At 46.0% G+C, this 13,227-nt stretch carries 12 protein-coding genes and 1 pseudogene; 3 read left to right on the forward strand and 10 right to left on the reverse strand.

The window, feature by feature from the left end; genetic code table 11:
• Positions 1-131: 131 nt before the first annotated feature.
• The 3 genes from MKY97_RS16800 to MKY97_RS16810 form a co-directional block, all read right to left on the reverse strand.
• Positions 132-395, reverse strand: coding sequence for a hypothetical protein (locus MKY97_RS16800; RefSeq protein ID WP_342551480.1), 264 nt, complete (start codon positions 393-395; stop codon positions 132-134).
• 108 nt (positions 396-503) lie between these two features.
• Positions 504-1,124 carry a metallophosphoesterase gene (locus MKY97_RS16805; RefSeq protein ID WP_342556368.1) on the reverse strand — a complete coding sequence of 207 codons (621 nt, stop codon included), beginning with the start codon at positions 1,122-1,124 and terminating at the stop codon, positions 504-506.
• Positions 1,069-1,455 (reverse strand): hypothetical protein, encoded by a 387-nt coding sequence (locus MKY97_RS16810; RefSeq protein ID WP_342551481.1) that lies wholly within the window; start codon positions 1,453-1,455, stop codon positions 1,069-1,071. Before MKY97_RS16810 ends, MKY97_RS16805 begins: the two co-directional genes overlap by 56 nt.
• A gap of 145 nt (positions 1,456-1,600) precedes the next feature.
• Here MKY97_RS16810 and MKY97_RS16815 point away from each other — a divergent pair, with 145 nt between their 5' ends.
• The 3 genes and pseudogenes from MKY97_RS16815 to MKY97_RS16825 all read left to right on the forward strand — a co-directional run bounded on the left by MKY97_RS16815 (position 1,601) and on the right by MKY97_RS16825 (position 3,804).
• Complete coding sequence (locus MKY97_RS16815) at positions 1,601-2,158, forward strand: hypothetical protein (RefSeq protein ID WP_342551482.1); 558 nt, start codon at positions 1,601-1,603, stop codon at positions 2,156-2,158.
• 379 nt (positions 2,159-2,537) lie between these two features.
• Positions 2,538-2,693, forward strand: a pseudogene (locus tag MKY97_RS16820) (IS3 family transposase); the annotation flags it as partial.
• 379 nt (positions 2,694-3,072) lie between these two features.
• Positions 3,073-3,804, forward strand: a complete 732-nt coding sequence (locus MKY97_RS16825) for a site-specific integrase (protein ID WP_342551483.1) — start codon at positions 3,073-3,075, stop codon at positions 3,802-3,804.
• A 69-nt stretch (positions 3,805-3,873) separates the two neighbouring features.
• Here MKY97_RS16825 and glnA read toward each other — a convergent pair whose 3' ends face one another.
• The 7 genes from glnA to MKY97_RS16860 all read right to left on the reverse strand — a co-directional run bounded on the left by glnA (position 3,874) and on the right by MKY97_RS16860 (position 13,181).
• On the reverse strand, positions 3,874-5,202 hold the full coding sequence (glnA, locus tag MKY97_RS16830) for a type I glutamate--ammonia ligase (protein ID WP_342551484.1): 1,329 nt from the start codon (positions 5,200-5,202) through the stop codon (positions 3,874-3,876).
• Between the two features lie 130 nt (positions 5,203-5,332).
• Entirely contained in the window at positions 5,333-5,746 is a 414-nt protein-coding gene (locus MKY97_RS16835) for a MerR family transcriptional regulator (RefSeq protein WP_056689944.1), read from the reverse strand.
• Between the two features lie 83 nt (positions 5,747-5,829).
• Complete coding sequence (locus tag MKY97_RS16840; protein ID WP_342551485.1) at positions 5,830-7,083, reverse strand: methionine gamma-lyase family protein; 1,254 nt, start codon at positions 7,081-7,083, stop codon at positions 5,830-5,832.
• An 85-nt stretch (positions 7,084-7,168) separates the two neighbouring features.
• Positions 7,169-8,455 (reverse strand): GTPase HflX, encoded by a 1,287-nt coding sequence (gene hflX / locus MKY97_RS16845; RefSeq protein ID WP_342551486.1) that lies wholly within the window; start codon positions 8,453-8,455, stop codon positions 7,169-7,171.
• Between the two features lie 113 nt (positions 8,456-8,568).
• Complete coding sequence (locus tag MKY97_RS16850; protein WP_342551487.1) at positions 8,569-9,540, reverse strand: AAA family ATPase; 972 nt, start codon at positions 9,538-9,540, stop codon at positions 8,569-8,571.
• A gap of 113 nt (positions 9,541-9,653) precedes the next feature.
• Positions 9,654-10,217, reverse strand: coding sequence for a DUF402 domain-containing protein (locus MKY97_RS16855; protein ID WP_342551488.1), 564 nt, complete (start codon positions 10,215-10,217; stop codon positions 9,654-9,656).
• Between the two features lie 306 nt (positions 10,218-10,523).
• A complete protein-coding gene (locus MKY97_RS16860; protein ID WP_342551489.1) occupies positions 10,524-13,181 on the reverse strand; it encodes a PBP1A family penicillin-binding protein in 2,658 nt (885 codons plus the stop codon).
• Positions 13,182-13,227: the final 46 nt, after the last annotated feature.

Genomic DNA, 13,227 nt, shown 5'->3' on the forward strand with positions numbered 1-13,227 from the left:
CGCCACAGTAAAAATGAATTGCGCCCGTGCTTAACAAATTAATAAAATAGAAGCTCCCCCGATTGATTAAGGCCTTAAAACGCTAAGAAGGCGCCGACATAGCATCGGCGCCTTCTCTCTGTTCAGTTCAATTACAACGTAATCGCACGGTGAGGCTTGCTGTAATGACTGGTTCCGCCGCCTCCGACGATAACACGCCCGCCCTTATTAAACACCAGACGTTTCGTAATATTTCCACTGAGCAGCACTTCAACTTTAGCTTGATTGGCAGTAGCTATATAGATGACATAGCCACTCTTAGAAATTACTGTCCGCCAGTTTCGGTCAAACTCTGACCGCAAGACCCGGCTGGAGTATACCTGATTTTCGACTCTACCTGGTTTAGTTCCCTTCATCGAAACCCCTCATTTCTGTGGAATCTATAGGACACGTTAATAATCTATTCACTAAGACTCTCAGAAGTGTAGATAGATTCCTAAGTAGATGAAAGAAATAAAATCGACTTATGCGACTAATGCAGTCTCGCCTACTGGAATGACGCGACGTTTAACAATAACACCATTTCTAACGGTAAACTCGATAAAATGGAAGATTGGGGTTGGTGCGCCCTTGAGAAATCCCTTTTTGACAAGTGGCGCCCCGGCTCCCCCAGACAGCTGATACCTTGTACCTTGATAGGAAAGTTGATCTAATGCATGCACATGGCCAACAAGAACCTGAGAGACCTTGCCGCGAACGCTGGATAGGAACCGGGTCAGTTGTCCTCGGGTGTTTCCGAACGTCGATGTGGGATCTTGAAAATAACGGGGATTAGCCCATTTCCCGATCCTAGGGGGAACGTGCATGGTCACAACTGTATTCTTCTGTGCCTTTTTTAGCTTCTCTCTCAGAAAAGCCAGTTCCCCTGGTGCAAAACCGTAGACTGACTGACCACTCGCATTGGAGTTAAGCTCTTGTGAGTTATCCAGGCCAATGATCGTAGTTTTAATTTTGGGGAGATGGATTCCGAAATGCGTTGGTCCGATATATTTTCTAAAATTGGTAAGTGGTCCGTTGATCCCCGTATGTTCATGGTTTCCGGGAACGATAAAAAAAGGGGATATCAGGTACGCCTCTGTTCGGATCCTGAATCTGCAGCAAGCTTTTTATTGGTACACCTGAATAGGTCCCGCCTGTCTTGAATTCTTGGTCAGTTCCTGTGAATACGGCATCTCCGTTATGCAGAATAAATAGAGGCTTTCTCTTCAATTTGGAGATGGTGGATAAGGCCGAAGTAAATATTGCATTGCTGGACTGGCCCTTCCCAGCCCAGCCGTCTCCCATACCGATAAAAGTGTATTCATTGCCTTTCAACTTCTTTACCTTTGCGAATAATTGAGCTTTGGATGTCTGGAACAGTGTTTTCTGACTTGTCGCGGTTCTTTTGACTTGAGCCGTCTGTTTTTTGGATTTCATTTGGTCACCCTTCCCTGTCGATTTACCTAATTTTATGGGGCGGATGACAGTAGTGAAACGGCATTAGCCCATTTCGCTGGCAATCGCACAAGACTTTTCTTGATCGAACTCATAGAATACAGGATCAGGTCAAGGAGTGATATATTTGAGTATAATCAAAGCTGGAGATTGCGTCGGCATTCTTTATTTCACTACGAGGGGTGCACCGGCTGCAGTGCATGACGGCGTTCTCGTTTCTCCTAAAAGTTTGAATTCGCAAACGTATAATGGCCCGGTTACTATATTGCATTACAATATCAATAGGAAATCCGGCCACCTTTTTCGCCAACTTATTACCGTGACACCGATTGAGATCCGTAAAACACCCTTTATGAGTAGCGATCAGAAAGGACGCTGCAGCAGTTCCCCTTCTTCACCTGCTATAAAAGCGGGATCTTGCGCAGCTGTTAAATTCCGGATACCCAAATCATCCAAATTCCCAGCAGGCCGGGAAGTGAAGAACGGCAGATTGCTATGCCCGATCAAAGATGGAAACAAGCCTCCAAAAGAAGTATGGATATACCACTGGCTGGTCAGAAATCCAAACAGCGACTCGCCAAGTTTAAAGCTCGAATTGAAAAAGTATACCGGCGTTACGTATGTAGAAAAAGCAAGAGTGTCTCCTCTCCCAACTGCAAAATTGAACCTGAACGGGCTTTCATAAAATCCTAAGCAATCAGCTTAGCTCCTTGGTTTTTGGTGTTTATCATGGCTTCCATAAGACAGTTGTCCAAAAAAAAACAAAAAATTTACTGAACCTTTTTTGACTGCCACATACCCAGATTTTTAGGGACGAATACATCTATTTTCGTGCTTTCATCCGATTAATCGGTCCCATATGAAATATTCTTCATCACAGAAAAATCGTCTGAAGAAGGATTTTTCACCGCAGGGGAATCAATCATCTCTCCGGTTAGGGAGTACACCTCATTATTGACAAACGCAGACGTCCTGGTTAACGAGCCATCTTCCATCTGAGAAATGAGAATCTGCAGGTTTAGCTGACCTTTGAGAATGCTTTTAACAAGACAAAAGACGTGACGGGACTGATCGTTCACAGAGATCAGGGATTCCAGTACACGTCTTATGCCTACCACGACATGCTGCCAAAGGTTGGCGTCCAAATCAGCATGTCTCGCCGAGGGAATTGTTATGACAATGCCTCGATGGAGAGCTTCTTCTCGCATCTCAAAACGGAAGGGCTCTATCCTTATGATATCGGAAATTGGACGAGGCACAAAGGCGAATTGAAGCGTATATCGATTTTCACAAAAAACATCGACCACAACGAAAACTAAATAAACTTCCTCCGGCAGAGTTCCGGAAACAGTTTATAGCTTAGGGTCTTTTTTCAATGTCTATTAAATGGGGTCTTGACCATGAAAACAACCTTAACACCCATATCAAACCTTATTTTAAGCGTCTGATGCTAAAAGATCTAAAACCAGATATGTATCAGGTTTTTTTAGACTCTCTATTTAAAAAGGGACTCAGCAAACGTACCGTCGAGATCATCAACTCTACTGTATACTCAGTCATGGAGCATGCATTGATTCAAGGGAAAATATTACGCAATCCTTGCAAAGGTTCAATATTAAAGGAGAGCACAAGAAGAAGACAATTCAATGCATTGATTCAGAGGACATTCCCAAATTTCTTCGTACGGCTCGAGGTGATGCGTACATTTATTGGATTTTCTTCAAAGTGCTCATTGAAACAGGATTACGAAAAGGAGAAGCTGCCGCTCTCAAATGGTCGGATATCAATTTCAAAGATAAGACGATCCGCGTGGATGAAACACTCGATTTTCAAGCTGAAGACGGGGACGAACTTTTCGGAGATACAAAAACCGGAAATTCTACCCGCACCATTAGTGTAAGTAACGGCCTCATAAATGATTTAAGATATCATGCTTCATGGCAAAATCAAAATAAGATTAATTTAGGGGAATCCATGTACAGACACGATTTAAATCTGGTCTTGTGCAGGAATGATGGTAGTCCGATGCCTAAATCCAGTCTCTTCAATGCTTCAAAGAGGATTTTGAGAAAGGCTGGTTTAAGTGAGGAATTAACAATTCATTCCTTGAGACATACCTATGCCGTGATCATGCTTGAAGCTGGAGCTGATATAAAATTTGTACAAGAGCAGCTTGGGCATGGCAGTGTGCAAATTACATCCGATGTGTATGCTCATATTTCTAAAAAGCTAGAAAAGCGGAACATTGATAAATATGAAGAGTACACTTCCCGTATTTTTGGATCAGAAAATCAAAAACCGGGGGACGTTTGGGGGACGCAACCTCAATAGAAGTGTACTTCCCTCAAAACGTCCCCCGGCTCATTCCTTCAAAACCCCGTAGTTACAAGGTTTCTCCGATTAGTACAACGTGATATATTGATCGCGTTCCCATTGGTGGACTTGTGTGCGGTACATATCCCACTCAATTTCTTTCAGCTCGTAGAAGTGAGCCAGGGCATGGTCGCCGAGAGCGTCACAGATGACTTCGCTGCGGATCAGTTCGTTCAATGCTTCTTTCAGGTCAGCTGGCAAGCTTGGAATGCCTTCTTCCACACGCTCTTCTTCTGACATGATGTAAATGTTGCGGTCAATCGGAGCTGGTAAGGAAAGCTCACGTTTGATTCCGTCCAGACCTGCTTTCAACAAAACAGCCAGAGCCAGGTAAGGGTTAGCCGCCGGATCCGGGTTACGAACCTCAACACGTGTGCTCAGACCGCGTGAAGCTGGAATACGGATCATTGGGCTGCGGTTACTTGCAGACCATGCTACGTAACATGGTGCTTCGTAACCTGGTACAAGACGTTTGTATGAGTTCACAGTCGGGTTAGTGATTGCTGCAAACGCACGTGCATGCTTCAGCGTTCCAGCCATGAAGTGACGTGCAGTTTTGCTCAGGCCCAGCTCGTCTGACTCGTCAACAAATGCGTTCTCACTGCCTCGGAACAAGGATTGGTTGCAGTGCATACCGGAACCGTTCATACCGAACAAAGGTTTTGGCATAAACGTAGCATGCAATCCATGCTGACGTGCAATTGTTTTAACAACAAGCTTGAACGTTTGGATCTGGTCTGCCGCTTTCAATGCATCTGCATATTTGAAGTCGATCTCGTGCTGACCTGGAGCTACTTCATGGTGAGAAGCTTCAATCTCAAAACCCATCTCTTCAAGTGTAATTACGATGTCGCGACGACAGTTTTCACCAAGATCTGTTGGTGCAAGGTCGAAATATCCACCTTGGTCATTCAATTCATTCGTTGGGTTTCCTTTTTCATCTGTCTTGAACAAGAAAAATTCTGGTTCAGGACCAACGTTGAAGGAAGTGAATCCCATTTCTTCGGCTTCTCTCAGGTTTCGCTTCAAGATGCCGCGTGGATCACCTGGGAATGGGTTGCCATCTGGAAGATATACGTCACAGATCAGACGGGCAACGCGATTATCGGATACCCATGGGAAAATAAGCCAAGAGTCAAGATCCGGATAGAGGTACATGTCGGATTCTTCGATACGAACATAACCTTCAATGGAAGAGCCGTCAAACATCATTTTGTTATCCAGAGCTTTCGTCAACTGACTTACTGGAATCTCAACGTTTTTGATCGATCCAAGCAAATCGGTAAATTGCAATCGAACGAATCGAACGTTTTCTTCTTTTGCGATGCGGAGAATATCTTCTTTAGTATAACTCATGATTCCTCTCCCTTTCTTATCTGCGTATTTGGCTTGCCTGTTATATTTGTACATTAGAATGTTCCACGGGTCAAGGAGTCTGACATGAGAAATTTGTAATTTACCTTACCCGCCTCGTTAGGTGAATTCATTATTTTTTATTGAAAAAACGAGATAGTTCACCTTGAATGAGAGATACTTGCCCAGGTCTTTTGCCAGACACAAGCTGCTGCTTCAGTAAACGGTGCAGCTGCGTATCCGATAGCTCCCTGCGTTTCACTTCTGTATCCGGTGTAATTACCGTTGCTTCTTCAGACTCTTTTGATACAGGATTCATAACCTGTTTGATGCCTGCAATGTTAACTCCCTTTTCAATCAGGGCTTTAATCTCCAGCAGTCGCTCGACATCGTTAAAAGAAAACAGGCGTTGATTACCTGAAGTTCTCGCAGGAACAATCAGACTGTGCTGCTCATAATAACGAATCTGTCTTGCGGACAGGTCGGTAAGCTTCATTACGATACCTATTGGGAATAAGGCCATATTTCTGCGAATTTCGTCGCCCATGTTCATCAACCTTCCAGTTCGTCTATTCTTGACCCTATTGTACATTTAGTTGTTACAAAGTGTCAATGACGTGTTAGATAAACTCACAATAATTTACGATCTTTCATCGCTTGTAATGCCATTAAAACGCCATATTTAACATGAGAGTAGGTCAATCCGCCCTGCATGTACCCGATAAAAGGCTCTCGTATGGGTGCATCAGCCGACAACTCCAGACTTCCTCCCTGAATGAAGGTACCTGCCGCCATAATAACAGGATGCTCATAGCCGGGCATGTCCCAAGGCTCAGGCACAACATGGCTGTCTACTGCTGCTGCCTGCTGAATGCCTTGTACGAAGGCGATTAAATGCTCAGCCGAACTAAACTGCACAGCCTGAATTAGGTCGGTTCGAGGCTCGTCCCATGCGGGTTTGGTCACAAATCCGGATGCAGCAAACATCGCCGCCGCGAAAATACTTCCTTTAATCGCTTGTCCAACAATTGTCGGAGCCATGTAAAGTCCCTGATAGATGCCTCGCGTTGTTCCGAGCATGGCCCCTACCTCCGCACCGATGCCGGGTGCTGTAAGACGATACGCCGCCAGCTGTACATATTTCTCTTTACCGCATATGTATCCTCCGGTTTCCGCCAGCCCGCCGCCAGGATTTTTGATCAGCGAACCTGCCATGAGGTCCACCCCGACTTCCGTAGGCTCACGTTCTTCCGTAAATTCACCGTAACAATTATCTACAAATACAATAACGTCTGGTTTCAATGCTTTGACACGTGACACCATCTCAGCAATCTCTGCAATGGTAAAAGAGGACCGCCAGTCGTAACCACGGGAACGCTGAATACCTATAACTTTCGTTGCTGGAGTTATGTGTTTCTCCACCGCATTCCAATCGATTCCACCTGCGGGTGTCAGTGCTGTTTCAGCATAACCTATCCCGAAATCACGCAGGGACCCGGTTCCGTCACCGGGTCTGCCTATTACTTTATGGAGCGTGTCATAAGGCTTACCCGTGATGTACAAGAGCTCGTCACCTGGGCGCAGCACCCCGAACAGCGCTGTGCTGATGGTGTGTGTGCCTGAGGCAAAATGAGGACGCACCAGTGCACTCTCTGCACCGAATACATCCGCATACACCTCATCCAGCACCTCACGTCCGCGATCATTATAGCCATACCCTGTGGACCCTGCAAAATGAAAATCACTCACTTTTCTGCGCTGAAACGCATCAATGACCTTCCATTGGTTGTGATCCACAATGCGATCCACCTGCTGCAGCTGTCCTTCAATCTGACGTTCTACCCGCTGCTGAAGTTCTACAATGTTTGAATCAAAACTTGCCATCCTGCTTCATTCCCCTTTTATAGCACGAAACTGACGTAGCTTATCAATTCCCGTGTCAACTTATCACATTAATATGTCATGAATATTACAGATCGATGAAATCTTCAAGTAAATAACCGAATTTTTCATATTCGCCTTTTTGCAGTTCTACTTCATAAATGACGTCATTTTCATCGTATTCCGTTCCCACAACGTCACCAATTTTGTATAGTACAGAAGTCAGATCACCGCGCTCCGCTGGAATGCGGAAGCGTTTCGTATCACCCGTCAGCTCCGTCTGGATCAATTCACGAACTTTGATCAAATCCGCTTCATCAAGTGCGCTGATTTTGATATGCTTTTCATCCAGTGGAAGCATTTCTAACTGCTCCGGCGTGCAGGCGTCTTTTTTGTTATAGAGCACAAGTTGAGGCTTGTCCCCTGCACCCAGCTGCTGCAGAATCGCGTTAACCGTATTCATCTGATCCTCACGCATCTCCGAGGAAGCGTCTACAACATGCAGAATCAGATCAGCTTCGTTAACTTCTTCCAATGTAGCGCGGAATGCAGCAACGAGATCATGAGGAAGATTCTGAATAAAACCAACCGTATCGGTGAGCACGATTTCTTTACCGCTCGGAAGTTCCATCGTACGGGATGTCGGGTCCAGTGTAGCAAACAGTTGATCCTGAATGTATACATCAGCAGCGGTTAACTGTTTCAACAATGTGGATTTGCCCGCATTCGTGTAACCTACCAGCGCCACTTGAACAATACCTGTTTTTTTACGGCGCTCCCGGTGAAGTTTACGATGGCGTGTAACCTCTTCGAGATGACGTTTCAAGTCATCGATGCGGCCCCGGATATGACGGCGGTCCGTCTCCAGTTTGCTCTCACCCGGACCTCTTGTACCGATCCCCCCGCCAAGCCGCGACAAATTTTTGCCGTGTCCGGACAAACGAGGAAGCAGGTAGCTGTGCTGCGCCAGTTCAACTTGAATAATCCCTTCCCGCGTACTCGCACGCTGCGCAAAAATATCAAGAATCAGCTGAGTACGGTCAATAATTTTCAGGTCCAACGTCTCTTCGAGATTTCGCACCTGAGCTCCGGACAATTCCTGATCAAAAATAGCCGTCGTTGCGCCCAGTTCATCTGCAACCAAGCGCAGCTCTTCCACCTTTCCTTTACCGATAAACCATTTGGTATCCCGCGTTTCCCGGTTTTGGGTTAATACACTGAGAACTTCGACACCTGCGGTTTCAGCAAGTTTCACGAGCTCCTGCAATGAATATTCATGATTAATACCTGAACGCTTCACTTCATCGGTTACCAAACTGACCAGTACCGCACGGTCTTTCTTGGTTGTATCCGTATTATGTGTGCCATTTGTCATCTATAGATTCACTCCTCTGTTCGATCTCTGCTGCCTAAAGCCACCATGATCCCGCGGCATGGCTAAAGCCGAACCGGTTAACCCGGCCGGCTGTGTTAAAAGGCTATTATCGCTTACTTTCGTTCAAACTTCAAATCCTCCGTACGAATCGTCATTAACTCCAGTTTCCCCGGACTCCCATCCGTGTACTGCTCCAGCAGCCGAACAGCTTGATGCCTGATCGATCTCTCAATGGCGTTCCGTACATACCTTGCGTTACTAAAGGCATGCAGCGAATCATTCTTTTCCTGAAGCAGATGCTGCTTTAACTTGAGTATGGTCTGCGGCATCAAAATATAATCACGCTCTTTAGCCATAATTTCCGAAATCTGAATCAATTGGTCAATCGTATAGTCTGGAAACTCAACCTGAATCGGAAAGCGGGAAGGTAAGCCGGGATTCGTCTGCAGAAAAAAATCAATCTCTTCCGAGTACCCCGCCAAAATCAGAATAAACTGATTTTTATGATCCTCCATAGATTTAACAAGAGTATCAATCGCTTCCTTACCAAAATCTTTCTCCCCACCGCGAGCCAGACTGTACGCTTCATCGATAAACAAAATGCCGCCAAGTGCTTTTTTGACCAAATCTCTGGTCTTCTGTGCCGTATGACCAATGTACTCACCGACAAGGTCGGCGCGCTCTACTTCAATTAGATGCCCTTTGCTGAGCACGCCCATCTTCTGAAACATTTTGGCTACAATTCTGGCTACCGTTGTTTTGCCCGTTCCCGGGTTACCTTTGAAGACCATATGATACACGTGTGCCCCGCTCAGCAGACCTGCCTCGGAGCGCATCTGAGCAATCTGAAGAAAAGCATAAATCTCAAATACCAATTCCTTAATGTTTTCAAGTCCAACCAGCTGCTCCAGTTCACCCTGAATCTCTTGAAAGTGTGCATGCTTCGTTATCGTTTTGGCTGCCTGTACCGAGAGTGCTTCATCTTTAGCGAGTATTTGAGGCTCCTGGTTACGTAATACCACATTAATTTGTCTGGAAGGTCTGCCTCCCGGCTGCCCACCCGCAGCCATGACCCGTCCGTTCATTCGCCATCACCTCTATTTTATCGGGCTGATCTCTCCTGATTATTAATGTATTCTATCAGGTGCCCAGATATTAGAAGGATGTACAAGAAAAGTTCTCGTTTGCAAAATGCACACTAGACTTGTATGTTTTTGCGAAACTCCCCGTTCTCGAACAGCGTCTGTCTATGTTTCAATGATAATTGGAAGTATGGAAATACATGTGCGTCGATCGCGTGCAGCAGTTCCTTCGCCGTTTTGTTGGCGAGATCATAGTCTGCTGTTGTGATATGTTTACGAGACAAAGCATCCTCAAGCTCATCTTCATCCAGCAAAAAAATCTCTCCATCCTTAAGCACAACAACATCCAGGTATAGATCATCAAACCAAGGAACACCCTGATCCGTAATTCCCTGACTGCGGCAGGTATCAATGTACCATTCTACGATCCGCTGCTGATTATCAAACATGGCTGTAACAACAAAGTGTTCTCCCTTTGGATAGTACTGCAGCCAGGAATATCCCTTGTCCGCAATACAAAAGGTAGTTCCTCCATACGTCTTCCACAAAGGTTCTTTCAAATCCTGTATGGTATACAGCGTAATATAACCTGTAAAAATTTTGGACTGAACGAACCGGCATGTAAATTGTCGGTTCGTAATCCGGCGCCAGTTTGCGCGATCCCCGAATTTCCGTTTCATACGAACCCCTCTTTGCCGACTACAGATCCATGATCTGCATTTAGATTGGTGAACAAGTACACGTCTGCTTGAAGAGCAAGCACACCTCACCTGCTCCTCACAACGTATTACGAATAGTTACAGCTTACCATATTTCATGAATACACTCAAAACCACGCCTTCTGTACATTTTATCATGTACTGCTTGATTATAGATATCGTGCATCAGCCTGTCTTTGCTGCATAACAAAAACTGCTTCACCGGCGAACCGGGAAGCAGTTTTGACAAAGCTTATCTTTCATTGCGGATCACGAAATAACGTGTTTTTATCCTCCCGAACCTGATTGAGGTGAAGAAGGTGTCTCCGTTCCCCCACTATCTCCATTCGTTCCACTTTCAGGTGTGACGATTTCGCCCGGGGTCGTTACTGGCCCATCACTTGGGCCATCGCTTCCGGGGTCTGTTGTACCTTGACCTGGCGGATTACTGCCATCGCCTGGCTGACCGTTACCGTTCTCAGGGCCACCGCCATTGTTTCCATTTCCGTTTCCATTATTACCATTCCCGTTATTGCCATTCTCGCTTCCATTGCCATTGCCATTGCCGCCGTTCGGGTTCCCGTTATCCGTTCCTCCGTTATCCGGGTTATCCGTTCCTGGTACTTCTGGTTCTGTACCCGGTTCAGGTTCTGTTGGCTCTGGCTGCTGCGGCTCGATCTCCTGTGCTTCAATCATCAGCGAGACGGTATTGGACGGGCCGGTTTCCTGTCCGGTAGACAGATCAAAAGCCGTTACATAATATTCGTAGGTGAGACCCGGCAGCGCACTTAAATCCTGAGCACTGGTTGAACCTACAGAATCAATCAAATGTGTAAATTCGGCTTCTGAAGTCTCCTTTCGATATATACGATACTGTGTACTCGAATCGCCATTTCCAGTCCAGCTTAGCGAGACAGTCTGCGTGTTAGGATCATAAGATGCGTTCAATCCGCTAACCGATAGTTCCGGTTTCTGCGGTTCTTCTACAGGCGGAGGTGCTTGCCCTCCCGCAGGTGCTTTGAAATCCTTCACAGGAACGCCTTTTAATGCGTCCCCCATAACCTTGGCAAAAAACGCTGCAGACAGCTTACTGCTGTTCTTGAGCATGTGTTTTGCATCTGGATTATCATAGCCCATCCAGACCGCACCGGTCCATTCCGGCGTGTAACCTACGAACCAGACGTCACGGTTAGAACTGTTGCCAGCGATACCGCTCTGTACAGTTCCGGTTTTACCCGCAACCGGACGATCCAGACGAGCCGAACGCCCTGTACCATCGTTAACTACATTCTGCAGCATCTGTGTAAGCTGGTATGCATTCTGTTCGCTCATGACTCGTTTCGTATCCGATTTATCATGTTTATAGGTCGTTTTACCGGAACTATCCTTAATTTCTTTTATCGAATAAGCCTGCTGGTACTCGCCCAGATTCGCAAATGCACTGTATGCCTGAGCCATCTCCAGCGTATTCGTGCCTTTGCTGAGACCGCCAAGAGCGATCGCCAGGTTTTTGTCCTGATCCGTTAACTGGATGCCTACACTCTTCGCAAAGTTAACACCGGTATTCACTCCGATCTTATCCAGCAGCCACACGGCCGGAATATTTTCCGACTTCGTGATAGCATCCGTCATGCTGATCGTGGAAGAATATCCGTGCAGGTTGCCTGGACAATAATTGCCGAAACACTGCTTCGCGTTGCTCAGCGCAGAGTTCGCGCTGTATTGTCCTGTCTCAAGCGCCGGAGCGTAGGATACAATTGGTTTAAATGCTGAACCCGGCTGTCTCCGGCTCTGGGTGACCCGGCTGTAGCCTTTCGTCTGGTAATCACGTCCACCCAGCAAAGCAACAAGACTGCCGTTCTCGTGATTCATAATCACCATTGAACCCTGCACCTGTTGATCATCCTTACTTGCCTCAAACAAGCTGTCATCCGAGAAGGCACTCTCCATAGCCGTTTGAGCCTGCGCGTCCATCGTTGTGAAAATTTTGAAACCGCCAATGTTGAGATCGTCTTCCGTCATGCCTGTTACGCGTTCCGCTTCACGGAGCACATAGTCGATAAAGGCTTGATATTTTCTGTCTTTCTCAGGCGGTGTGTACTTATAATCGACTGCCTTTGCTTTATTCATCTCTGCCTCGGTGATATACCCTTGTTCAAACATTAATTGCAGGACTACACCGCGGCGTGCTTTTGAATCATTCGGATTGCTCAGCGGGTTATACGCAGAAGGCCCTTTTGGCATAGCAGCCAGGGTTGCAATCTGCCACAACTCCAATCGATTTAAATCTTTTTGTCCAAAATAAAACTCCGAAGCGGCCTTGATCCCGTAACGCTGATGACCAAAGAAAATCCGGTTCAAGTACATTGTCAAAATTTCATCTTTTGTAAACGTACGTTCTAAAGCCGTTGCGATAGATACTTCCGTCGCTTTTCTGAAAAATGTCTTGTCACGCGACAAGAACATATTTTTGGCCAGCTGTTGGGTCAGCGTACTGCCGCCCTCCACCATAGATCGTGCCATAATATCTTTGACCGCCGCACGGCCAATGGACCAGAGATCTACACCCTGGTGTTCGTAGAATCGTTTATCCTCGGTTGCGACGAATGCTTTTTTGACCAAATCAGGAATATCATCCGATTCTACGGGCTCAAGCTTTTTAATCGAAAGCTCGCCCATAATATTACCGTTGCGATCATATACTTTTGAAGTTTCATTAATCGTCGTTTTATTCATATTAGCTTTAAGCAATTTCTCACCGTTGATCAGAATAAACAAATATCCAGCTAATGCACAAAATATGGCGATGGCTATGGTGAAAAATAAAGTCCACCCCACGCGCTTACCCGTAATTTTTTTCTTTTTAGAGGTCTTTGGTTTCGCTTTTTGTTTGGACTTGCTATTGTTGTTGCGATTATTAGACCTCGATAACGGATCGTTTGGCATGTTCCCTCCTGACTCCCTTTCAGTTGCATGTTTTCTATTTCTCTGA

Source organism: Paenibacillus sp. FSL R7-0652 (assembly GCF_038595045.1).
In the GTDB taxonomy this organism is placed as follows: Bacteria; Bacillota; Bacilli; order Paenibacillales; family Paenibacillaceae; genus Paenibacillus.

Bases quoted from the DNA above. Each gene is read 5' to 3' on its own strand.
- MKY97_RS16800 (WP_342551480.1), bottom strand. From the start codon at position 395: ATGAAGGGAACTAAACCAGGTAGAGTCGAAAATCAGGTATACTCCAGC.
- MKY97_RS16810 (WP_342551481.1), bottom strand. From the start codon at position 1,455: ATGAAATCCAAAAAACAGACGGCTCAAGTCAAAAGAACCGCGACAAGT.
- glnA (WP_342551484.1), bottom strand. From the start codon at position 5,202: ATGAGTTATACTAAAGAAGATATTCTCCGCATCGCAAAAGAAGAAAAC.
- MKY97_RS16835 (WP_056689944.1), bottom strand. From the start codon at position 5,746: ATGGGCGACGAAATTCGCAGAAATATGGCCTTATTCCCAATAGGTATC.
- MKY97_RS16840 (WP_342551485.1), bottom strand. From the start codon at position 7,083: ATGGCAAGTTTTGATTCAAACATTGTAGAACTTCAGCAGCGGGTAGAA.
- hflX (WP_342551486.1), bottom strand. From the start codon at position 8,455: ATGACAAATGGCACACATAATACGGATACAACCAAGAAAGACCGTGCG.
- MKY97_RS16850 (WP_342551487.1), bottom strand. From the start codon at position 9,540: ATGAACGGACGGGTCATGGCTGCGGGTGGGCAGCCGGGAGGCAGACCT.
- MKY97_RS16855 (WP_342551488.1), bottom strand. From the start codon at position 10,217: ATGAAACGGAAATTCGGGGATCGCGCAAACTGGCGCCGGATTACGAAC.
- MKY97_RS16860 (WP_342551489.1), bottom strand. From the start codon at position 13,181: ATGCCAAACGATCCGTTATCGAGGTCTAATAATCGCAACAACAATAGC.